This window comes from Anoxybacillus sp. B2M1, assembly GCF_001634265.1.
GTDB classification, from domain to species: domain Bacteria; phylum Bacillota; class Bacilli; order Bacillales; family Anoxybacillaceae; genus Anoxybacteroides; species Anoxybacteroides rupiense.
Map to the genome: position 1 here is coordinate 2,690,581 of NZ_CP015435.1, position 21,599 is coordinate 2,712,179.

Annotated in this window: 18 protein-coding genes; 17 read left to right on the forward strand and 1 reads right to left on the reverse strand. The window is 42.1% G+C overall.

The features are described from left to right. The first annotated feature begins 10 nt into the window (after positions 1–10). From walK to GFC28_RS13225, 16 genes are all read left to right on the forward strand, one after another. Positions 11–1,840: a cell wall metabolism sensor histidine kinase WalK gene (gene walK / locus GFC28_RS13155; protein ID WP_044745166.1), complete on the forward strand. Its 1,830-nt coding sequence runs from the start codon at positions 11–13 to the stop codon at positions 1,838–1,840. Next, on the forward strand, positions 1,821–3,167 hold the full coding sequence (locus tag GFC28_RS13160; protein WP_044745167.1) for a YycH family regulatory protein: 1,347 nt from the start codon (positions 1,821–1,823) through the stop codon (positions 3,165–3,167). Before walK ends, GFC28_RS13160 begins: the two co-directional genes overlap by 20 nt. After that, on the forward strand, positions 3,154–3,939 hold the full coding sequence (locus GFC28_RS13165) for a two-component system regulatory protein YycI (RefSeq protein WP_044745203.1): 786 nt from the start codon (positions 3,154–3,156) through the stop codon (positions 3,937–3,939). Before GFC28_RS13160 ends, GFC28_RS13165 begins: the two co-directional genes overlap by 14 nt. A gap of 8 nt (positions 3,940–3,947) precedes the next feature. Beyond that, complete coding sequence (locus GFC28_RS13170; protein ID WP_044745204.1) at positions 3,948–4,736, forward strand: MBL fold metallo-hydrolase; 789 nt, start codon at positions 3,948–3,950, stop codon at positions 4,734–4,736. A gap of 113 nt (positions 4,737–4,849) precedes the next feature. Then, positions 4,850–6,064, forward strand: coding sequence for a S1C family serine protease (locus GFC28_RS13175; RefSeq protein ID WP_044745205.1), 1,215 nt, complete (start codon positions 4,850–4,852; stop codon positions 6,062–6,064). A gap of 96 nt (positions 6,065–6,160) precedes the next feature. Further along, the gene (locus GFC28_RS18955; protein WP_082063770.1) at positions 6,161–6,316 is read left to right on the forward strand and encodes a CxxH/CxxC protein; all 156 of its coding nucleotides are present in this window, start codon (positions 6,161–6,163) and stop codon (positions 6,314–6,316) included. A gap of 83 nt (positions 6,317–6,399) precedes the next feature. Continuing rightward, entirely contained in the window at positions 6,400–6,879 is a 480-nt protein-coding gene (rlmH, locus tag GFC28_RS13180) for a 23S rRNA (pseudouridine(1915)-N(3))-methyltransferase RlmH (RefSeq protein ID WP_044745168.1), read from the forward strand. A 253-nt stretch (positions 6,880–7,132) separates the two neighbouring features. Next, on the forward strand, positions 7,133–7,582 hold the full coding sequence (locus GFC28_RS13185) for a helix-turn-helix domain-containing protein (RefSeq protein WP_044745169.1): 450 nt from the start codon (positions 7,133–7,135) through the stop codon (positions 7,580–7,582). A gap of 569 nt (positions 7,583–8,151) precedes the next feature. Beyond that, positions 8,152–8,616, forward strand: a complete 465-nt coding sequence (locus tag GFC28_RS13190) for a MarR family winged helix-turn-helix transcriptional regulator (RefSeq protein WP_044745170.1) — start codon at positions 8,152–8,154, stop codon at positions 8,614–8,616. A gap of 27 nt (positions 8,617–8,643) precedes the next feature. Next, positions 8,644–10,161 carry an MDR family MFS transporter gene (locus tag GFC28_RS13195; RefSeq protein WP_369818730.1) on the forward strand — a complete coding sequence of 506 codons (1,518 nt, stop codon included), beginning with the start codon at positions 8,644–8,646 and terminating at the stop codon, positions 10,159–10,161. 294 nt (positions 10,162–10,455) lie between these two features. Continuing rightward, positions 10,456–11,478 (forward strand): ATP-binding cassette domain-containing protein, encoded by a 1,023-nt coding sequence (locus GFC28_RS13200; protein ID WP_044745172.1) that lies wholly within the window; start codon positions 10,456–10,458, stop codon positions 11,476–11,478. Next, positions 11,475–12,290 carry an ABC transporter permease gene (locus tag GFC28_RS13205; protein WP_044745173.1) on the forward strand — a complete coding sequence of 272 codons (816 nt, stop codon included), beginning with the start codon at positions 11,475–11,477 and terminating at the stop codon, positions 12,288–12,290. The genes GFC28_RS13200 and GFC28_RS13205 overlap by 4 nt, the downstream gene beginning before the upstream one ends. Before the next feature lie 374 nt (positions 12,291–12,664). Further along, positions 12,665–13,753, forward strand: a complete 1,089-nt coding sequence (locus tag GFC28_RS13210; protein WP_044745174.1) for an N-acetyltransferase DgcN family protein — start codon at positions 12,665–12,667, stop codon at positions 13,751–13,753. Further along, a complete protein-coding gene (locus GFC28_RS13215; protein WP_197431032.1) occupies positions 13,750–14,862 on the forward strand; it encodes an alanine/ornithine racemase family PLP-dependent enzyme in 1,113 nt (370 codons plus the stop codon). The genes GFC28_RS13210 and GFC28_RS13215 overlap by 4 nt, the downstream gene beginning before the upstream one ends. Positions 14,863–15,308: 446 nt before the next feature. Then, entirely contained in the window at positions 15,309–16,451 is a 1,143-nt protein-coding gene (locus tag GFC28_RS13220; RefSeq protein WP_044745176.1) for a glycerate kinase, read from the forward strand. 146 nt (positions 16,452–16,597) lie between these two features. Beyond that, positions 16,598–18,049 (forward strand): alanine/glycine:cation symporter family protein, encoded by a 1,452-nt coding sequence (locus GFC28_RS13225; protein WP_044745177.1) that lies wholly within the window; start codon positions 16,598–16,600, stop codon positions 18,047–18,049. Between the two features lie 164 nt (positions 18,050–18,213). On the opposite strand, the gene GFC28_RS13230 is transcribed toward GFC28_RS13225, so the two are convergent. Beyond that, positions 18,214–19,743: an FAD-dependent oxidoreductase gene (locus GFC28_RS13230; RefSeq protein ID WP_044745178.1), complete on the reverse strand. Its 1,530-nt coding sequence runs from the start codon at positions 19,741–19,743 to the stop codon at positions 18,214–18,216. 177 nt (positions 19,744–19,920) lie between these two features. On the opposite strand from GFC28_RS13230, the gene GFC28_RS13235 reads away from it, so the two are divergent. Then, positions 19,921–21,306, forward strand: coding sequence for an ATP-binding protein (locus tag GFC28_RS13235; RefSeq protein ID WP_044745206.1), 1,386 nt, complete (start codon positions 19,921–19,923; stop codon positions 21,304–21,306). Positions 21,307–21,599: the final 293 nt, after the last annotated feature.

Below are 21,599 nucleotides of genomic sequence, written 5' to 3' on the forward strand. Positions count from 1 at the left end.
AGGAAGCATCATGAAAAAAGTAGGCCCATTTCGTTCGATTCATTTTAAGTTTGTGCTGATTTATGTCTTATTAATTCTCGTTGCGATGCAAATTATCGGTGTGTACTTTGTGAGAGAATTAGAAACACAGCTTGTTCAAAGCTTTAAAACTTCGCTGAATGAGCGAATCACATTGCTTGCTTATAACGTAGATCAAGCAATGAACAAAGACCGAGATGCTAAAAGTCCAACATTGGAAGAAGAAATTCGCTCCCTTCTTCATGATTTTGTCTCGCAGGATATTTCAGAAGTCAGTGTTATTGATGATAAAAGCAAGGTGCTGGCTACTTCCAATCCTTATATGCAAAACATTGTCGGAAAACGGACAACGGAAATTTTTGTCAAGCGGGCGCTTGTGACGGGCGAAATGGTTGACCGAGCATTCATTGACCAGAAAACGGGCCATCGGATGTATATTTCTGCCACTCCGATTAAGATGAATAATGAAATTAAAGGAGCCATCTATGTGATTGCATCTATGGAAAATGTATTTTCACAGATGCGGCAAATCAACAAGATCTTTGCTACCGGGACAGGAATTGCCCTAGCTATTACAGCGGTACTAGGGATTTTGCTCGCTCGTACGATCACCCGGCCCATTTCTGATATGCGCAGACAGGCATTAGCCATGGCAAAAGGCAATTTTTCAAGAAAAGTAAAAGTATATGGATATGATGAAATTGGCCAGCTCGCCATGACATTTAATAATTTAACGAAGAAGCTAGAGGAGGCGCAGGCCACAACAGAAGGAGAACGGCGCAAATTAGCTCTTGTGCTTACGCATATGACAGATGGCGTTATTGCGACGGACCGCCGTGGCAAGATTATTTTGATTAACGATGCGGCGCTCAATATTTTAAATGTTTCACGTGAAACAGTGCTTTCCAGCTCGATTGTTGATGTGCTTGGATTGGAGGATCAGTATACATTTGAAACATTAATTGAAGAAGGAGATTCGCTCATTTTAGACTTTAGTACGGAGGAGGAACTTTATATTTTGCGCGCCTCCTTGTCTGTGATTCAAAAGGAAACAGGATTTGTCAACGGTTTGATCGTTGTACTGCACGATATTACAGAACAAGAAAAAATCGATCAAGAGCGAAGAGAATTTGTAGCTAACGTTTCACACGAGCTAAGAACGCCACTGACAACGATGAAAAGCTATTTGGAGGCGCTGGGAGAAGGATTATGGAGAGATGAACAGATTGCTCCACGGTTTATTGAAGTAACACAGACAGAAACGGAACGAATGATTCGATTAGTCAATGATCTGTTGCGGCTTTCGAAATTAGATAGTAAAGACTATAAGCTAAATAAATCTTGGGTTAATTTCTCGAGATATTTTCATAAGGTGATTGATCGTTTTGAATTGACGAAAAACGAAAATATAACGTTTATTCGCAAAATCTCTGACGAAGCGATCTTTGTTGAAATTGATGAAGATAAAATTACGCAAGTACTTGATAATATTATTTCAAATGCATTAAAGTATTCTCCTCAAGGCGGTAATATTACATTTCGTGTAAAAGAGCTGAATAACGAAATTTTAGTCAGCGTGACAGATGAGGGAGTTGGTATTCCTAAATCTGATCTCGCTAAAGTATTTGACCGTTTTTATCGCGTGGATAAGGCGCGCTCTCGAAAGCTAGGTGGAACAGGGCTTGGATTAGCGATTGCCAAAGAGGTCGTTGTTGCCCATGGCGGGAACATTTGGGCAAAAAGCCAAGAGCATAAAGGAACGACCATTTTCTTTACATTACCGTTGGAACGGATTCAAGAGGATGAATGGGATGAGGTATGAAACAGCGAAAACGATTGTGTTGACGGTTTTGGTGTTAACAAGCATTTTGTTTACATGGGGGCTATGGACCTATCACCCAAAATATGATGTGATCCAAAATGGTGAATACGTCCAAAACGTATCTGTCAGTAATGCGCAAGTAGATCCATCGATGATTGTACGTCCTTCGCAAATATTGATTCATAAAAATGCAGCTCATTACGGATTGATAGAAGAAACGGAAATAAATAAATTGTTTAAAAACATGAAAAAGTGGACGTTTGATGATTTTGAGAATGTTTCCTCGACGGTATCCAAAGAAAGCTTTTTGTCTTTTATTCATGGAAGAGGGAAAATAGAAATTATTTACCCTGACGAAATTCCGATGAATATTTATCAAACCATTTTTCGAATTGACGATCGAGGGCTAGATAGTATTGGCTTTGATACGATCATCATTCCTGTAGAAAAACATTCAAGTCTTACGGTTTATTTTGTCTCTACAGAACGCCGTAAAATATACAAGGCTACGGCCAAGGATGTTCCATTTGAAGAAATCAATCAGTTATATGAACATACGGAGAAGCTACCGCGTTATTTTGCTTACAACGTAAGTGAAACAAAAACGTTGTTTCTACCAGAAAAAGAAATGACAATGGATCGTTTGCAATATTATACAGATGAGCTTGATACAGATAAATTTAAAGAGGCCTTATTTAGTGATCCGAGCTTCGTAAAAAAGGACATCTTGACATTTGGAGAGGAATATACAGATGGATCGCGGCTGATGGATGTTGACTTTTTGCAAAAGCTGCTTTTATATGTAAATCCAGCGGCTAAATATACAATTGGGCCATCCAGTGAAGAAAGCGCATCCTTGATTCAAAAAAGTATTGATTTTGTCAATGAGCATGGCGGTTGGACCGACATGTACCACTTTGTCCAATGGGATCGTGAAGAACGAAAAGTTGTCTTTCGTCTTTTTGTGAACAATCATCCCGTTTTCAATAACTATGGAATGTCAGAGATTGTTCAAATTTGGGGAGCAGCTGAAATCAACAAATACCAACGTCCGCTATTTCGCCTCGAAATTCCAGATCGCACAAGCGTACCAGTTCAACTACAGTCCGGACGGCAAGTGATTCAACAGCTGGAAAAAATAAAAGGCTTTAAAAAGGAATTGCTGACGGAGGTCACGTTAGGATATGAGCTTGTGAAAGATCAAGAAAGAGAAAAGGTGGTTGTATTAGAGCCGGATTGGTTTTATTTATATAATGGAACATGGAAAAAGTTCTCTGATGATGACTCAGACGAGATGAGGGGAGGCAATGCTGTTGGATTGGAATAAAACAAAGACGATTTTTATTATTACTTTCCTCATCCTGGATCTTTTTTTAGGGTATCAGTTTATCCAAAAACGCAACAGCAGCCAATTAGATGTTCTTTTAGAAGAGACCATTGAAGAACAGTTAGCAGCGAACGGCATCACGTATGTAGATATACCAAAAGAAATTAAAAAGGCCTCCTATGTTAGCGGTAAAAGCAAGATCTTTACTCGAGATGAAATTGCCAAATTAAAGAATCAAAAAATCACAGCAAGCAACCAATCCGTGCTACAAGCAACCTTTATCCATCCGGTAGCTATTGGCGATTTTGAAGATGCTTACAGTTTAAATCAATTTTTGCAGCAAAACATTATTCATGGGAAGGATTACGCGTTTTGGGAATATGATAATAAATCGAAAACGATTACTTGTTATCAAAAATATAACCGCAGAATGATTTATAAAAATTCAAGCGGCAAGCTGCTGCTGCACTTAAATGAGAAAAATGAAGTCGTCTCATATGAACAAACGCTATTGGACGATCTAGAGGAATATGATAAAAAGCAAGAAATTATTCCGGCGATTAAAGCGATCGAAACATTGTATAAAAAAGATTATTTAAAGCCGAAGGACCGAGTGACGAAAATTGAGATCGGATATTATGGGCTTGTGCAATTTACGGCTTCACAAGTGTTAACACCAACATGGCACATTGTAGTGAATGAAAAGAAAGATTATTTTATTCATGGCTTTGAAGGACAGATCATTAACGATAAAGGAAATGTGTTGGAGTGAATAAGATGATGCAGTTTAGCGTCCTGGCAAGCGGCAGTACAGGAAATGCTTTTTATATTGAAACAGAAAAGCAGCGCTTACTTGTAGATGCGGGACTTAGCGGTAAACAAATGGAGGAGCTCTTTAAGCAAATCGAACGTTCTCCGCAAAATTTGACCGCGATTTTGGTCACGCATGAACATAGTGATCATATTAAAGGACTAGGAATCATGGCGAGAAAATATCAGCTACCGATTTATGCCAATGAAAAAACATGGAGGGCCATGGAAGGGTTAATAGGTGACATTCCGACAGAACAAAAATTTATCTTTCCATTAGGGGATGTCCGTTCGTTTGGTGATTTAGATGTCGAGTCATTTGGAGTATCCCACGATGCAGCAGAGCCGATGTTTTATGTGTTCCATCATGATGGCAAGAAGCTCGCGTTAATTACTGATACAGGATATGTGAGCGATCGAATGAAAGGAACGATTCAACATGCCGATGTCTTTGTGTTTGAAAGTAACCATGATGTCGAAATGCTTCGGATGGGGCGCTATCCTTGGAGCATTAAACGACGCATTTTGAGCGATGTCGGACACGTGTCTAATGAAGATGCGGCACTGGCCTTGACCGATGTCATTGGCGATCAAACAAAGAGAATTTATTTGGCCCATTTAAGCCAAGATAATAACATGAAAGAACTCGCTCGAATGACAGTTGAACAAACATTAGAAAATCGGGGATTTGGGGTCGGACAACAGTTTGAAATTTGCGATACGGACCCGAAAGTGCCAACCAAGCTGGTGTATGTTTAACATTGATTTTGCAAAGGATGGACTATTGCCATTGAAAATGGATTTTTGTTAAAAGCGGGCAGTATAATAGAAAGAGGCACGACCTTTGAATGGAAAGGATTGGTGAGTCGCACGTGGGATATTATGATGATCATTATGGGGAGTATCGTCAAAAGCGGAAAGGCAACCGCAGAGGTGCATTTTTTTCCGGACTGGTTGGTGCGATTTTAGGAGCATTGCTGGTGACCTTTTCGATTCCTGCGCTATCAAGGTGGGATGTACTCCCGTATAATGTAACACCAAAGCAAGGAGAAGAACAAACGGGGGAACCGGGCCATTATCCAACGGTTCAAAAAAACGTCTCCGTCAATGTTACTTCTCAAGTGACAAAAGCGATTGATAAGGCATCTGATGCGGTGGTCGGCGTCGTAAACATTCAAGAAGCCAGCTTTTGGTCTGAAGGTGGTGAAGCTGGTACAGGCTCAGGCGTCATTTACAAAAAAGCGGATGGAAAAGCCTTCGTTGTTACAAATAATCATGTTGTCGAAGGCGCCAGCCAATTGGAAGTGAGCTTAAAAGACGGGACGCGGGTGCCAGCGAAACTGTTAGGCACCGATGCATTAACAGATTTAGCCGTTCTTGAAATCAATGCCCAAAAGGTTGGGAATGTAGCTGAGTTTGGAAATTCTGATGCCGTGACGCTAGGAGAACCAGTAATAGCGATTGGGAATCCGCTCGGCCTGCAATTTGCGGGATCTGTTACCGAAGGGATCATCTCAGGAAAAAACCGGACCATCGAAGTGGACTTGGATCAAGATGGATTGCCGGATTGGAATGCGGAAGTATTACAAACAGACGCTGCCATTAATCCTGGAAACAGCGGCGGAGCCCTTGTTAATATTGAAGGGCAAGTGATCGGCATTAATTCAATGAAAATTGCCCAAGAAGAAGTTGAAGGAATCGGCTTTGCGATCCCGATTAATTTTGCCCGCCCTATTATCGCGGATTTAGAACAATATGGACAAGTGCGCCGCCCTTATATGGGAGTCGAGCTTCGTTCGCTAAGTGATATTTCGTCCTACCATTTACAAGAAACGCTGCATTTGCCGCCTGATATTACTGAAGGAGTAGCGATTATTCAAGTAAGACCAGGGTCTCCGGCAGATCGTGCAGGACTTAGACAATTTGATGTCATCGTTGCATTAGATGATCAAAAGGTGAGCGACGTACTTGACCTTAGAAAGTACCTGTATACGAAAAAAGCCATTGGCGATAACATGAAAGTGACCTTTTATCGCAATGGGAAAAAGGAAACTGTGACCATGAAGCTTACGAAAGAATCACTTTAAGGGGAAAGAATCTATCCAGCAGGCCCAAAGAAAACAAGGAGCGGAATAGGACGCTCCTGTTTTCTTTGTCCACAAGTGGATAAAGGGGAGAGAACGATGATTATGTGTTGTGAAGAACATATGGAGCTGGCCATCGATGTGTATGTGGATAATCATGAAAAAGCGCCAGAAATTTATCCTTTACCTGTGGATAAGTATGATGGAATATGCGAATATTGTTCTCGTCAAGCCGCATATATAGTGGGGAACTAATGTTTCTTCACAATATGTGGATAGATGTTGTGTATATGTGGATAAATTTTGTTGATAGGATGTTTATAAAGTGGGGATGACTTGTGAATATAACGGTTTTATCGGTAGGGAAATTAAAAGAAAAATATTTAAAGCAAGGTATTGAAGAATATGTGAAAAGGCTGTCTGGGTATGCGAAAATGGAAATCATTGAAGTCGCTGATGAAAAAGCGCCGGAGAATTTAAGCGACCAAGAAATGAAGCAAATCAAAGAGAAGGAAGGTGAGCGGATTTTAGCCAAAATCTCAGATGATATGCACGTCATTGCTTTGGCGATTGATGGGAAGATGAAGTCATCTGAAGAATTTGCCATCCATTTAGATAAGCTAGCCACCTATGGTACGAGCAAAATCGCTTTCGTAATTGGAGGCTCGCTCGGATTAAGTGAAAAGATAATGAAGCGGGCCAATGAATCACTTTCTTTTTCAAAAATGACCTTCCCGCACCAGCTGATGCGGCTTATTCTTCTTGAACAAATTTACCGCGCGTTCCGGATTAATCGTGGAGAACCGTATCATAAATAGCAGTAAAGCAAAAAAAAGAACGGCTTAGATAGGCAAGCAGGGTATAGCCTCTGGTTATCGCTCAATAACAAAGATGTATTTCATATGGATAAAGTTGTACGGTATCTCTTTTATCATAGAAAGGCTGCAATTCGCTGCGGTTAAAGAGGGAAACCTTAGGTTGCGGGGGGATAGCAACTAAGGCTATCTTTACTTTTAAGATGAGTTATCACCATAATGGATTGTAAAATGAAGAAAGAAGGTGACGACTGAATTGAATTTTGCAGAGAAGCTAAAAAAGGAAAGAAAGAATAAAGGCTGGTCTCAAGAAGAATTAGCGGAAAAACTTTTTGTGAGCCGGCAGTCTGTTTCAAAATGGGAAAATGGACAGAATTACCCTAGTATTGAAATCATTATAAAGTTAAGCGATCTTTTTGATGTCACCATTGATGAATTGTTAAGGAGCGATGAAGAATTAACTGAAAAATTGATAAAGGATAGCAGAAAATTAGCGTATCCGAAACTAAAAGCATTTTTTGATGTATTGATTTTTATAGGTGTTATTTTTTTGATTATAAAAATAGGAGTTCTCATTCTAAATAAGTTAACAGAGATGGATATGACGTTATATGGAGGTGCATTTTTTTGGAATTTTGGACCACTCATCTTAATGGTCGGTGGTAGTATCGGTTCGAGTATCGTTAAGGACAAATATAAGGAGTAATCGTAGCAAATGGTTTATTGGTGATGGCGGAGAGATAAAGACAGCGAGGATGATATGGCATGCTTGATATAATAAAAAAAGTCATGATCAAAAAGAATGGCCATCATCAATGGAATGGCAAAGCCGATATGAAGGCCATATGTGAATGATAAAAAATCATGGATACGGAATGGCAAAAAACATATCCCCCAAAAATCCAGGGACTCTACCCACTCCCTGGATTTTTGTTGCATGGAAATTTATGCCGAAACAGATGGCTCCCATAGAACAAATTATACGTCTTGCCTTCCGACCGTAAGTTTTTATAAATACTGTTTCGTTTACAATTGATACATCATAAAGGCAACAGCTGAATCGATATTATCATGGGTTTTCCATGATAATAAGCCTTATCAGATGGCGCTCTAAACTTGGTCTGAGCATTTTGTAGAATGTGCCGCTAGTTTCCCATTACGTTTGACATTCTTACTGTCTCATCTATATAATTCTCTTATTCATTAAGATAATTAGGTGATAAGTATTTAAATAGTGAAATAATTCACTAGTAACATCGTAAAGGAGGGAGTGACATGTCAGAGCAGCCATCAGCCAATAACGATTTCATTCCTTTACTTATTCAGGAATGGAGGAAATTTAGCGCTGCTCTTGTTATATATAATGAAGGAGTTGCCGCTAAGCTTCATTTAAATGCGACAGATTTAAAGTGCAGGGAGCTGCTCAATCAGACGGGCCCCATTACTGCGGGACAACTGGCCCAGCTAACGAACCTTACAACGGGGGCTATTACTGGGGTTATCGACCGGCTTGAAAAAGCGGAGCTTGTGAAACGAGTGCCAGACCCTCAAGATCGCAGACGCGTAATTATCCAGCCTTTGTCTGACCGAGATGGGGAAATAAGGGAATTGTTTAAGCCTTTACACGATTCTCTTTCGCGTCTATTTCAACAGTATAGTGAAGAAGAGTTGCGTTTGATTTTAGATATGTTACTCCATCTTAATGAAATGCCTTGTTTCCAAAAGAGGAGAAAAAATTAACAGATCATAAATAAAAGGGGAATGTCTATGAACTTGCAAGAAAGCAAAGTTGGATTCGTTGTAGTCGGTCTATTATTAGGAATATTAATGGCTTCAATGGATAATACGATTGTATCCGCTTCAATGCCAACCATTGTAGGGGAGCTTAATGGGCTAGATCAATTTATTTGGGTGACTTCGGCATATCTCGTAGCGACGATGGCTAGTATGCCGATTTTTGGGAAATTATCAGACATGTATGGCCGGAAACGGTTCTATTTATTAGGCCTGACTATTTTTGTTATCGGTTCGGCTCTTTGCGGAGCCGCACAGAGCATTGTGCAATTAAGCATTTATCGGGCCATTCAGGGAGTTGGCGGAGGCTCATTAATGCCGATTGCCTTCACCATTATTTTCGATATTTTCCCTCCGGAAAAACGGGGAAAAATGACAGGATTATTTGGCGCTGTGTTTGGTTTATCTAGCGTCATTGGTCCGTTATTAGGCGCATATATTACCGATCAAATTAATTGGCGCTGGATTTTTTATATTAACTTGCCTTTAGGGATTTTATCTTTATTTTTGATTGCTCAGTTTTATAAAGAAACGCTTCAGCTGAAAAAACTTAAAGTTGATTGGTTTGGGGCCCTTACTTTAGTTGGTTCCGTTGTCAGCTTGATGTTTGCGTTAGAGCTTGGCGGGAAAGAGTATGATTGGAATTCTGTCCAAATTATTTCTCTATTTTTGATTTTTGCTGTCCTTTTCGTATCCTTTATCTTGATTGAACGGAAAGTATCAGAGCCGATCATTTCATTCAGCTTATTCAAAAGACAGCTCTTTGCAGCAACACAAGCCGTGGCATTTTTTTATGGGGCCGCCTTTATTATTACAACGGTCTTAATTCCTCTTTTTGTTCAGTCTGTATACGGAGGAACGGCCACTAACTCGGGGATTATTTTAATTCCGATGATGCTTGGCTCAGTGGTGGGAAGCCAAGTGGCGGGCCGATCTGTGAGATGGTTCAGCTATCGTAGCATTATGCTTGTTTCTGTTGTTTTATTTTTTATGGGCATGTTTCTATTAAGCACATTAGATGTCAATACGGCCCGCTCCACTGTGACGGTTTTTATGATTATAGCCGGCCTTGGCATGGGCTGCTCCTTCTCTTTGTTAAGTATGGCAACACAGCATAAGATCGAACCGCAAAAACGGGGAATTGCGACATCGACAAATACGTTTTTTAGAACATTAGGAATGACCATTGGAGTGACCATTTTTGGCACGATCCAAAACCATATATTAAAAGGTGATTTAAAAGATGTGTTCGGCCATATGAGCGGATTTGCTGGAAAATTGGATTCAAACACTTTATTATCAGCGGATGTTCAAGCAAAAATACCGCCAGACATCCTTCATAAAATTGCGGATGCGATGGCCCATTCTGTTGCTACCACTTTTAAATGGACATTAGTGCCCATCCTATTAGCATTTATATCCATTGTTTTGATGGGCAAAGAAAGAATGGTAATTCCGGTCAAAGAAAAAAGCGGCGAACAAGTTTCATAATCAGCATCAAAAGGATCAGGGAAAAGCCCCCTGATCCTTTTGATCATTTTAGGAACAGACTTTCTAAAAGATGACTCATTCCATCTTTATACATGGAGAATGTTTCTTGCCGTTTGCCAACGCGACATAAATTAGCTGCTCCCATAAGCAATACAAACGGACGGACGCTTTGGCGGAGAGCATTTTTCCCGTATGGGTATGTACAAGCTCATTATTAGTCATTCATTGTTCATATTCTGTTCATAAACGTGTGTTACCATCAGTCATGTACTCAGTTGTAGAGGAGGAAATGAAATGGGACATATCCAGCGAACAGTGTCAGACAATGGTCATTGGGCTATTGAAGCGCACGGACTTGTTAAAGTTTTTGGCGATAAACGAGCGGTTGATGGAGTTCATCTCAATGTGCGTGCGGGTACGATTTACGGCGTACTTGGGCCGAATGGAGCGGGGAAGACCACGACCGTCCGAATGCTGGCGACCTTGTTGCGGCCGGATGAAGGATCAGCGCGCATTTTTGGCTATGATGTGGTGAAGGAACCGCAAATTGTGCGACAGTTGATTGGCGTGACAGGCCAGTATGCATCGGTGGATGAATCGCTCAGCGCGATCGAAAATTTAGTGATTTTTTCTCGTCTGCTGGGATTAAGCCGCACAGAGGCGCGTCGTAAAGCGGCAGAGCTGCTGGAGGAGTTCGGCTTGACCGAAGCGGCGAAACGCCCGTTGAAGCATTTCTCCGGAGGGATGCGGCGCCGTCTCGATTTAGCCGCAAGCTTGATTGCCCAGCCGCCACTTATTTTCTTAGATGAACCGACTACAGGACTGGATCCGCGCACACGCAATCAAATGTGGGAGACGATTCGTCGCTTAGTAAAGCAAGGCTCAACCGTCCTTTTAACAACCCAGTATTTGCAAGAGGCTGATGAGCTAGCTGACCGAATTGCCGTCATTGATCGCGGTCGAGTGGTTGCTGAGGGAACAGCAGATGAGCTGAAAGCGTCCGTCGGCAGTTCGTCGCTACAGTTGAAAATTCAGCAGGAAACGGATATCGAGAAGGCTTGTCAGACCGTTGAAGGGGTGCTGAAGGTCCGAGCCAATGTGTCATTGGAAACGGGAAAAATTACGGCGCCGATGGCAGACGCCGACCGAGTGACGGATTTGCTGATCGCTCTTCGCGAGGCCGGAATCCATTTAGCTGAGTTAAGTGTTCAGAAACCAACGCTTGATGAGGTCTTTCTCACCATTACTGGACATGGGGTGAAGGAAGACGGGGACATTTTTGCGACATCTAACGAAAAAACGGAGGTGGGGATATGAGACATTCTGCTAGCGAGCTCATGGCTAAGCGTCAACTAAAAAGCAGATTAAGCTTTGGCCAGACGGTACGCAACTCGTTGACGATGGCCTATCGGGGTATCTTGAAGATCCGGCGCACACCGGAGCAATTATTTGATGTCACGCTCCAGCCCATCATCTTTACGTTAATGTTTACCTACATTTTTGGCGGAGCGATTGCGGGAAATGTGCAAAGCTATTTGCCGATTATCATTCCAGGTATTCTTGTGCAGACCGTGATCGGGACATCGATTGTGACGGGGGTTCAATTGCGCGAAGATATGGACAAGGGCGTGTTTGACCGTTTTAAATCACTGCCTATTGCCCGTATTGCTCCACTTGCGGGCGCTCTTTTAGCCGACACCATCCGCTATACCATTGCGACCGTTCTTACCTTTGTGATGGGGTATATCATGGGCTATCGTCCAGAAGGGGGACTAGGTTCTGTCGTCATCGCTGCGGTTTTTGTCATTGTGTGTTCTTGGGCAATCAGCTGGATCTTCGCTTTTTTTGGCGTTATTGCCCGTACGGCTTCAAGCGTACAAGGAATCTCGATGCTTGTGCTGTTTCCTCTTACTTTTCTTTCTAATGCTTTTGTGCCAGTCAAGACAATGCCTGATTGGCTCCAATGGTTTGCGAAGATCAATCCGATCTCACATATTATTACCGCTGTCCGCAATTTAATTAACGCTGGAACCATTGGCTGGGATTTCGCCGTTTCCCTCATCGGCGCCGCAGTCATCGTAGCCATCTTTGCACCTATCACGGTCCGTGTATATATGCGTCGGGCATAAACAGGATATCGTGCGCTCATTCATGCACGGTATCCTAATAAATCACACTCAACATCATGATCTTGTTTTCCATGATCATAGAATTCGCTTGGTTATATCAAGCAATGAAATACCAAGCGAAACGGGTACAGGCGAGTCAGCGACGAAACAGCTAGAAAAGAGCAAAATAGTTCACATTTTTCATTGAAATGATTTATAATTTTAATTAAGAAACTTCTTCCACGCGAAAATACCTCACCAGCAATAAGACCGTTTTGATGAAGGACGTCTTTCTTCCTAAAGAAATGGATGATTACATGACTGCAGGAAGCTGATAAGGTGTTCTTTTTTATGGAAAAAAATTGATTTCACATGAGAAGATGGAGGGATTCTGTATGAAGAAGTACGCCATTGTTTATTGTGAAAATCAATTTGGCTCCATGGATGGAAAAACGGCCAATGGATTAATCCGCAGTTCAGGCTTGTATGACATTACAGCGGTGATTGACAGCACAAAAACAGGAAGGGATTCAGGAGAGTTTTTAGATGGCAAAAGGAATGGGATTCCTATTTGCAAAAACCTTCAAGAGGCCATCGCTGTGTCTAAGCAAAAGCCAAGCTACTTCATCCTCGGTATTGCCCCTGCTGATGCTTTCCTAAAAGAAGAAGAACGAAGAGTCATTATTCAAGCGATGGAAGCCGGAATGAATATCATCAACCCGCTTCAGGAGTTTCTTACAGAAGATGAAGAAATGATGCGTATCGCCAGCCGATGCGGCGTGGAAATCCGTGACATTCGCAAGCCGAAACCAAAAAAAGAGTGGACCCTATTTACAGGACAAATATTACAAATACCGACACCGATTATTGCCGTGTTGGGAACGGATGGGGCATGTGGAAAACGAACCACGGCCATGATCCTTGACAGGGCATTGCAGAAACGCGGCTACCGAACCGCTTTTATCGCAACCGGACAAACAGGGCTGATTCAAGGAGCTTCCTATGGGTTTGCTATGGATGCGTTTCCATTGCAATATATGATTGGCGAACTGGAGCGCGAGATTGTGAGAGCCTATGAAAATGAAAAACCCGATATAATGATTGTCGAAGGACAGGGAGCATTAAGCCATCCTGCCTATGTCAGTTCAGCGGGAGTTTTAAAGGGAGCAAGACCTAAAGCTGTGATTTTGCAGCATCCTCCCAAACGAAAAACGCTAGGGGATTTTCCGTTTATGAAAATGCCGACTGTCCAAAGTGAAATAGATTTAATCGAACATTTCGGCCAAACAAAGGTCATTGCCATCACTTTGAACCACGAAGGAATGTCGGATCAAGAATTGACAAGGACGATAAGAGAGTATGAGCAGAAGTTCCATCTGCCCGTGACAGATGTTTTAAAAATAGGTCCTGATAAAGTAGTCGATCGAATCATTGAATATTTCCCATCATTGCAAAATAAGGCTCAATCTGGGGTGGCGATATGATGAAGGAAATCGCCCCAAGAGTGGAAATCGATCTTAGAAAAATCAAACACAATGCTCAAGTTTTAAAAAAGCTATATGGAGAAAAAGGAATTCAAATTACCGGAGTGGTCAAAGGAGTCGGAGCCAGTCTGGAGATTGCCAAGACGCTTATTGAAAGCGGAATAACCAGCTTGGCGGATACGAAAATCGTCAATCTCAAAAGAATGAGAATGGCTCAATTGAACGCGACATTCATGCTGATCCGAACTCCTGCGTTGAGTGAGATCGAACAAGTGGTTCAATTTGCCGATATGAGCATGAATACCGAGATTGAGGTCATTCGGGCCCTTTCAGCAGAAGCGGTAAAGCAGCATAAGGTGCATTCTGTGATTCTAATGGTAGAAATGGGAGATTTACGTGAAGGAATTATGCCTGAGGATGTCCCAGACTTTATTCGTCAAGTTTTACCGCTTCCGGGAATCCGAATGGCTGGTCTTGGCACTAATTTTGCTTGTTTTGGCGGAATCATTCCAACGGAACAGAAAATGAAGGAATTTTCGGATTTGGTGAAAACCATCCAAAAACAATTTTCATTATTGCTTCCATATGTTTCGGGAGGAAATTCTGCTAACTACCAGTGGTTTAAGAATACGAAAGATGTCGGCATGATGAATCACATTCGGCTTGGAGAATCTATTTTTTTAGGACGAGAAACGGTTCATGGGTCGCCTATTCCAGGGTTATATCAAGATGCCTTTTGCTTAGTGGCAGAGGTCATTGAGTCGAAATGGAAACCGTCGGTACCGTTTGGAGACAGAGGAAGAAACGCGTTTGGAGAAACCGTATCATTTAAGGACAGGGGCATGATCCGCCGCGCGATTGTAGGAATCGGGCGGCAAGATGTACTAGTAAGCGGACTGACTCCTGTAACGCCTGTTGAGATACTCGGTTCCAGCAGCGATCATATCATTCTCGATGCCAAAAGCAGCTCTTTACGTCCAGGAGATGAGGTCAGATTTTCCTTGAATTATGGAGCGATGCTTTCTGTTATGACGTCTCCTTATGTTTATAAAAAGTATTTGCACGCTAGCGAAAAAGATGATAGCTCTGTTAACAGGACATCAGCTTAAGCGTAAGCAAATAAGAGAATCCTTTCTCCCCCCTGCACGCAGGAGATGGAACAGCGTACCATGAAAAAGAAGGCGCGCTTCCATTTTTGCGTGCAGGGGAAATTTTATGGCGAAAGTCTATCCATCTAATTGGATGTCTCAACATTTTCTCCTCAAAATAAGTAGGGATGGAGGTCGCGTGATTGGTTATTCGGTTCTCGGTCACGCTGAGGAGTGATCGAGACAAGTCTTTGTGCTTTTGAATGGGGATATATAGCGTCCAACTAGATATTGTTTCTCTTTTCTAAAGATCCGTTATAAGCTTATAGAGAGAGGTATATGAAACAACGGCAAACTGCAACAGCGGTGATGGATGCTGGGAAACTAAGTTGTATATACATAAGTGGATGGGGCTGTCATAAGACACTTACATTTTACTCAATGAAAAAAGATGGGGGAGAAAATGGATGAAAATTGTCATTGCGCCTGATTCATTTAAGGAAAGTTTAGCCGCTATCGAGGTCGCTCGTGCGATTGAGAAAGGGTTTCGCGAGGTATTTCCCGAGGCGGAGTATGTATGCATGCCAATGGCTGATGGAGGAGAAGGAACGGTTCAAGCGTTGGTTGCGGCTACGAAAGGCCGGATTGTGGAACGAGAAGTCACAGGACCTTTAGGAGAACCTGTTCAGGCGTGTTTTGGGCTGCTTGGTGATGGAAAAACAGCGGTCATCGAAATGGCAGCCGCCTCAGGCTTGCATTTAGTCCCTAATAACAAACGAAATCCATTGATAACGACAACAAAAGGGACAGGAGAGTTGATCCGGGCCGCTCTTGATGAAGGAGCGAACCACTTGATCATCGGGATCGGCGGAAGCGCGACAAATGACGGAGGAGCAGGAATGGTGCAAGCATTGGGAGGCCGTTTGTTAGATAAACATGGAAAAGACTTGGACCCTGGCGGAGGAAATCTTGCTAAGCTTGCATCGATTGACCTTTCCTCATTAGACCCGAGACTGAGCCGGGTTAAAATAGAAGCGGCTTGCGACGTAGTAAATCCGTTAATCGGCCGGCAAGGGGCGGCAGCCGTCTTTGGTCCGCAAAAAGGAGCGACACCGGAAATGGTGCTGCAACTTGAGCAAAATTTGCGTCATTATGCGGATATGATTGAACGGACCGTCGGAAAACGAGTACATGATGTTCCCGGAGCTGGTGCGGCGGGAGGATTAGGAGCGGGCTTACTTGCTTTTTTGAATGCGGAACTAAAACGAGGGATCGACATCGTGCTGAACGCTGTGCAATTCGAGCGACGCATCCGTGGAGCCTCGCTTATTATTACGGGAGAAGGACGCATCGATGGACAGACGATCTACGGAAAGGTGCCAATCGGTGTAGCAAAAGCCGCCAAGCCATATCACATTCCGGTTTTAGCTATAGCGGGTTCGCTGGGAGACGATTGCAGCGCTGTACTATGTCAAGGCATTGATGCCATTTATAGTATTGTTCCCGGCATTATTTCGCTGACGAAAGCAATCGAACAGGCAGAATATTATATAACACAAACAGCGAAAAATATCGCAGTAGCATGCAAAATAGGCATGAATATGAAGTAAAACATCCTGTTTTAAGGATGTTTTTTATTTTGGAGTAAAAATACAGTTAAAAAAATAGTAAATTTATTTTATAATATTTAATGATTCTGTTATTTAACAATATAATTGTTTTTTTTCTGTTATTAAACAAAAAGGGAGGAATTTTCTTGGAGCAGTTTATTGAACGGTTAAATCAGCTGATTTGGAGCCCTGCTCTTATTTATCTTTGCATCGCGGCAGGTTTATTCTACTCGGTGGCCACTCGTTTTTTGCAGTTGAGATACTTAAAGGATATGATAAAGCAAATGTTTGAAGGCCGCAGTTCAGAAGCCGGCATTTCTTCATTTCAGGCGCTGTCGCTTGCGTTATCTGGGCGCGTCGGTACCGGAAACATTGCAGGTGTCGCGACAGCCATTGCTTACGGCGGACCAGGTGCTGTTTTTTGGATGTGGCTAATTGCTTTTTTAGGTGCAGGTTCAGCCTTTGTGGAAGCTGCTTTGGCACAAGTATATAAAGTCAAGCAGGATGGGCAATTTCGCGGCGGGCCCGCCTATTACATTGAAAAAGGCTTAAAAATGAAATGGTATGCGGTCTTGTTTGCAGTTGTTACTGTTTTGGCTACAGGTGTGCTGTTGCCGGGAGTACAAGCGAATAGTATTGCCGCGGGAATGAAAAATGCGTTTGGAGTGAGTCCAATCATAACTGGTATTGGATTGGTGCTGATTTTAGCAACGATTATTTTTGGCGGAGTCAAACGCATTGCACGTGTTGCAGAGTTTGTCGTTCCATTTATGGCACTAGGCTATATTGTCGTTGCTTTGTTTATTGTTTTCTCGAATATGGCTCAGATTCCAAGTGTGCTTGCTTTAATTTTTCGAAGCGCTTTTGGCGCGGATGCCGTATTTGGCGGGATTTTCGGTTCTGCCGTTGCTTGGGGAGTGAAGCGAGGCATTTATTCCAATGAGGCAGGACAAGGTACAGCGCCGCATGCAGCAGCAGCGGCTGAAGTGTCGCATCCGGCCAAACAAGGATTGGTGCAAGCTTTTTCTGTATATATTGATACATGGTTTGTATGTTCTGCCACGGCATTTATGATTTTAATTACTGGGATGTATAATGTGACGCCAGAAGATGCGGCGCCGATTGTTCAAACGCTTGGCAATGTGGAGCCAGGTCCGATTTATACGCAAAAAGCGGTGGAAACCGTCTTCCCTAGCTTGGGTGCCCCATTTGTGGCGATTGCGCTTTTTTTCTTTGCCTTCACCACAATTATGGCTTACTATTATATGGCTGAGACGAATGTTACGTATATTATGAGGAAAATCAACATAAAGTGGCTGCCAATTGCATTAAAGGTGCTTATTTTGTTGATGGTTTTTTATGGAAGTGTTAAAACAGCGGAAATGGCGTGGGCGCTCGGCGATATCGGCGTTGGAAGTATGGCATGGCTCAATATTGTTGCGATTCTTCTTTTATCGAAGACAGCTTTACGAGTGTTTAAAGACTATGAGAATCAGAAAAAGGCTGGAAAGGACCCTGTATTTGATCCAGTCAAATTAGGAATTAAAGACGCGGAGTTTTGGGAAAAAGAGTATCAGTCCTCTGAAAAATCAGCATAAGAAAAGCTGTCCGATCGGACAGCTTTTCTTATGCAATCCAATAATAAGGCTTCTAGCATAAGCGATCCTTTACCTATAAGAGAGAAGTGAGCTCTTAGTAAAGCCGGGTAAAACAATGATGGAATGATATGAGAAAATCATCATGTTTATATACTAAGAATCCTTTAATCCAGAGCATCTTCGTTTATTTTCGTAAGCGGCTGTTGGGCAGGGCCTTCTACGACATCGCCGCAAACCGAAAATCGAGAGCCGTGGCAAGGGCAGTCCCATGTGCGGTCTCCGCTGTTCCATTCCAGTTCGCAACCCATATGTGTACATGTTGTATCAACGAGAAATAATGAACCGTTCTCATCTTTATACGCCCCTGCCCTCTTCCCGTTTACGAGCACGACAGCTCCTTCTCCGTTAGCCAGATCTTGCGGCGTCCGAATGACAGGCTCTATTTTTCCCTCGATAAGGTGTTTTGCGACATCTAAATTTTGTGTAATAAAATGCTTGACGCTTGGATCAGCATAAAAGCGTGACGGTGTGTAAAGGTGATGATAGCGGTTTTCTCGCCCTGTAATGAGATCGGTCAGAAGCAAACCAGCGACCGTTCCATTGGTCATCCCCCATTTTCGGTATCCTGTCGCGACATAAATATTAGGGGTATGGGCTGTCATCGCGCCGATGTATGGAACTTTATCTAATGTCGTTAAGTCTTGGGCAGACCAGCGATAGGGAATCGACGTCACTGGAAACATATCTGAGGCGAAGGATTGAAGAGCCTCATAATGCTGAATGGTAGGGACTCCCTGCCCGGTTTTATGGTTTTCTCCACTCACTAAAAGCAATTTTTCTCCGTTGATTGTGGTGACATAGCGAATCGAACGTTTCGGTTCATCTGCGCTTAAATACATGCCGCCAGGGTAATCTCCCTCTATTTGTACACCGAGAACATAGGAGCGCTCCGCATACATTCGCGAAAAATAAAAGCCACCGTCATAAAAAGGAAAATGGGAACAAACAGCGAGATGCTGGCATGTTATTCGTTTGTTATTGCGTGTAATGACCGTTAATGTATTTCCTTTTTCGACATCTTTTGCAGGAGTCTGCTCATAAATGAGTCCGCCCGACTGTGTGATCTCTTCAATGAGATGCGTTAAATATTTTAAAGGGTGAAATTGTGCTTGCTGTTTCATGACAAGAGCAGCTTTGCTGGGAAGCGGCAGCGGAAGATCTTCCACCAATTCCCCTTTGATTCCAAGCTTTTCATATGCTTTACATTCGTTAATGAGCTTTTGAATAGAGGATGAGGAGTGAGTGTATATGTACGCATCCTCTTCTTTCCAGTCACAGTCAATGTTTTGCTCATGTATGATGGTTTGGATCCATCGCATAGCTTCTGTACAAGCTTCATAATAAAGCTGAGCTTTTTCGGTACCAAGGTGATGAATCAATTCATCGTAAATAAGATCGTGCTGGGCTGTAACTTTTGCGGTTGTATGTCCCGTTGTTCCATTTAGCAATTGGTCGGCCTCGATTAGAGCCACTTTGCTCCCTGCTTTTGTAAGCAAATAAGCAGTCGTAATGCCGGAAATACCGCCTCCGATAATAGCGACATCGACATGGATATCTTCATTTAACGAAGGGAATTCGGGAAGTTTGACAGATGAACGCCAATAAGGCTCAACAGATAATGGAAGAGACTGCACGATTTGTTACCTCCTTCAGTATTTTTGTCCATATACATAAATTTCCTTGAATTTTAAAAATTATCCCTGCCATTTTCTTTTTTTACCATTATCCGCAATACACAAGAAAGGTGATAAAATAAAAAGCATAGGATGCCGGTTTTATTTTTATAAAATAGCATAAGAGGGAGATTGGAAGTGAATAAATATACAAATAATCCGGATGAACATTCACTGGTTATGTCAGACAATTTAATTTTAGAACACTACGGATTGAATGAGTTGAACTTTGAATCAGTGAATCATTATCGCGAAAAATTTGCAGCTGTAAAGCCGCAGCACCCATGGAATGGACTTGAGACAAAAGAATTTTTATACAAAATTGGTGCATGGGGAAAGCTGAGAAACAGCAGTAAAGAAGGCGTCACGGTTGCCGGACTCATCATGTTCAGTGAAGAAAGAATTATTACAGAAGTATTGCCGCAATATTTTCTGGAATATCGCGAAAGCACGGGGGAAATGGAAGCGGCTAACTGGGAAAAACGATTTACTTCTCAAGACGGAACATGGTCTGGCAATGTATATGATTTTTATTTTAAAGTCATGAATCATATGGACAGTAGTCATTCATTTGTACAATCAGCGCTCCATGAAGCAGTTATCAATGCTTTAGTTCATGCTGATTACTCTGGAGAGGGAGGGATTGTCATTGAAAAAGAACGAAATATCGTTCGCCTCTCCAATCCCGGTTTGCTCCGTATTCCAGCTGAATCGGCGTTTTCAAGCGGAATGAGCAATTTACGCAACCCTAATCTATTTAAAATGTTTATTCTAATCGGCCTTTGTAAACGGGCAGGATCCGGATTAAAGCATATTCAATCGATATGGGATGCCCATCAATGGAAGCAGCCTGAATTTATTCAACAGAATCATCCAGAACGCACGGTTTTTACCATGATGTTTTTTCCAGCTGATATTGTGGCAACATATGAAACAGATCACCAAAAAACGATAGAACAGGAACAAGATGAAGGACTAGACGATTGGATCCATGCAGATATAGATAACTCCGTAAATAAAGTTGATAACTTAGTAAATAAGGACTTGAACTTACTAAATAACGACCATAACTCCATAAATAAATCTGGTTACTCTATAGATAAACGCGACTACTCCGTAAATAAACCGGATAACTCTTTAAATAATGTGTTGAACTCCATAAATAAATCTTCGAACTCCGCAAATAAACGGTTGAACTCCGTAAATAAAATGGAGTATATGGATTCGGATATCCATCATGAGGAAATAGATGAACAGCTATGGAAAATAGCTGAACTGGCACGTAAGAAAAAAAGGCTTCATCCAAGCGTCATGGAGCAAATGATTTTACAGCTTTGTGCGCAACGGCCACTGATGTTAAAAGAATTAGCCTATTTATTAGAAAGAACATCTGATGGATTGCGTAATAATTACTTGGCTAAGCTGCTAGAGGAAGGAAAGATTCAATTAAAGTACCCAAATCAGCCCAACCATCCGAGACAAGCCTATATGACGAAACAGCACTCCCGTATAGATGAGATGTAACATCATCCGCCGAGAAATCTCCCACCTCTAACCGAAGTGGAGGTGGGAGAGGTTCATTGTTCTCATCTTTGGATCTTTATTGGAGGTTACTTTTCGTTTCATTCATGTGACCAAGAAGAAACCTTGTTACTTTTCTTTACAAACTCGCTTCGTTTGCTATTCAGCTGTATTATAATCGAAGAAGATCATCGAAATAGTAAAAAAACGAGCCTTTCGCTTCCTTTCAGAAAGGTTCGTTTTTTATTTAGAGGTTAACGTGCTGGCACATTATAAATACAAGATGATTTTCACCG

Coding starts and splice junctions, on each gene's coding strand:
- walK (WP_044745166.1), top strand. CDS start 11: ATGAAAAAAGTAGGCCCATTTCGTTCGATTCATTTTAAGTTTGTGCTG.
- GFC28_RS13160 (WP_044745167.1), top strand. CDS start 1,821: ATGAATGGGATGAGGTATGAAACAGCGAAAACGATTGTGTTGACGGTT.
- GFC28_RS13170 (WP_044745204.1), top strand. CDS start 3,948: ATGCAGTTTAGCGTCCTGGCAAGCGGCAGTACAGGAAATGCTTTTTAT.
- GFC28_RS18955 (WP_082063770.1), top strand. CDS start 6,161: ATGATTATGTGTTGTGAAGAACATATGGAGCTGGCCATCGATGTGTAT.
- GFC28_RS13190 (WP_044745170.1), top strand. CDS start 8,152: ATGTCAGAGCAGCCATCAGCCAATAACGATTTCATTCCTTTACTTATT.
- GFC28_RS13195 (WP_369818730.1), top strand. CDS start 8,644: ATGAACTTGCAAGAAAGCAAAGTTGGATTCGTTGTAGTCGGTCTATTA.
- GFC28_RS13200 (WP_044745172.1), top strand. CDS start 10,456: ATGGGACATATCCAGCGAACAGTGTCAGACAATGGTCATTGGGCTATT.
- GFC28_RS13205 (WP_044745173.1), top strand. CDS start 11,475: ATGAGACATTCTGCTAGCGAGCTCATGGCTAAGCGTCAACTAAAAAGC.
- GFC28_RS13210 (WP_044745174.1), top strand. CDS start 12,665: ATGAAGAAGTACGCCATTGTTTATTGTGAAAATCAATTTGGCTCCATG.
- GFC28_RS13215 (WP_197431032.1), top strand. CDS start 13,750: ATGATGAAGGAAATCGCCCCAAGAGTGGAAATCGATCTTAGAAAAATC.
- GFC28_RS13220 (WP_044745176.1), top strand. CDS start 15,309: ATGAAAATTGTCATTGCGCCTGATTCATTTAAGGAAAGTTTAGCCGCT.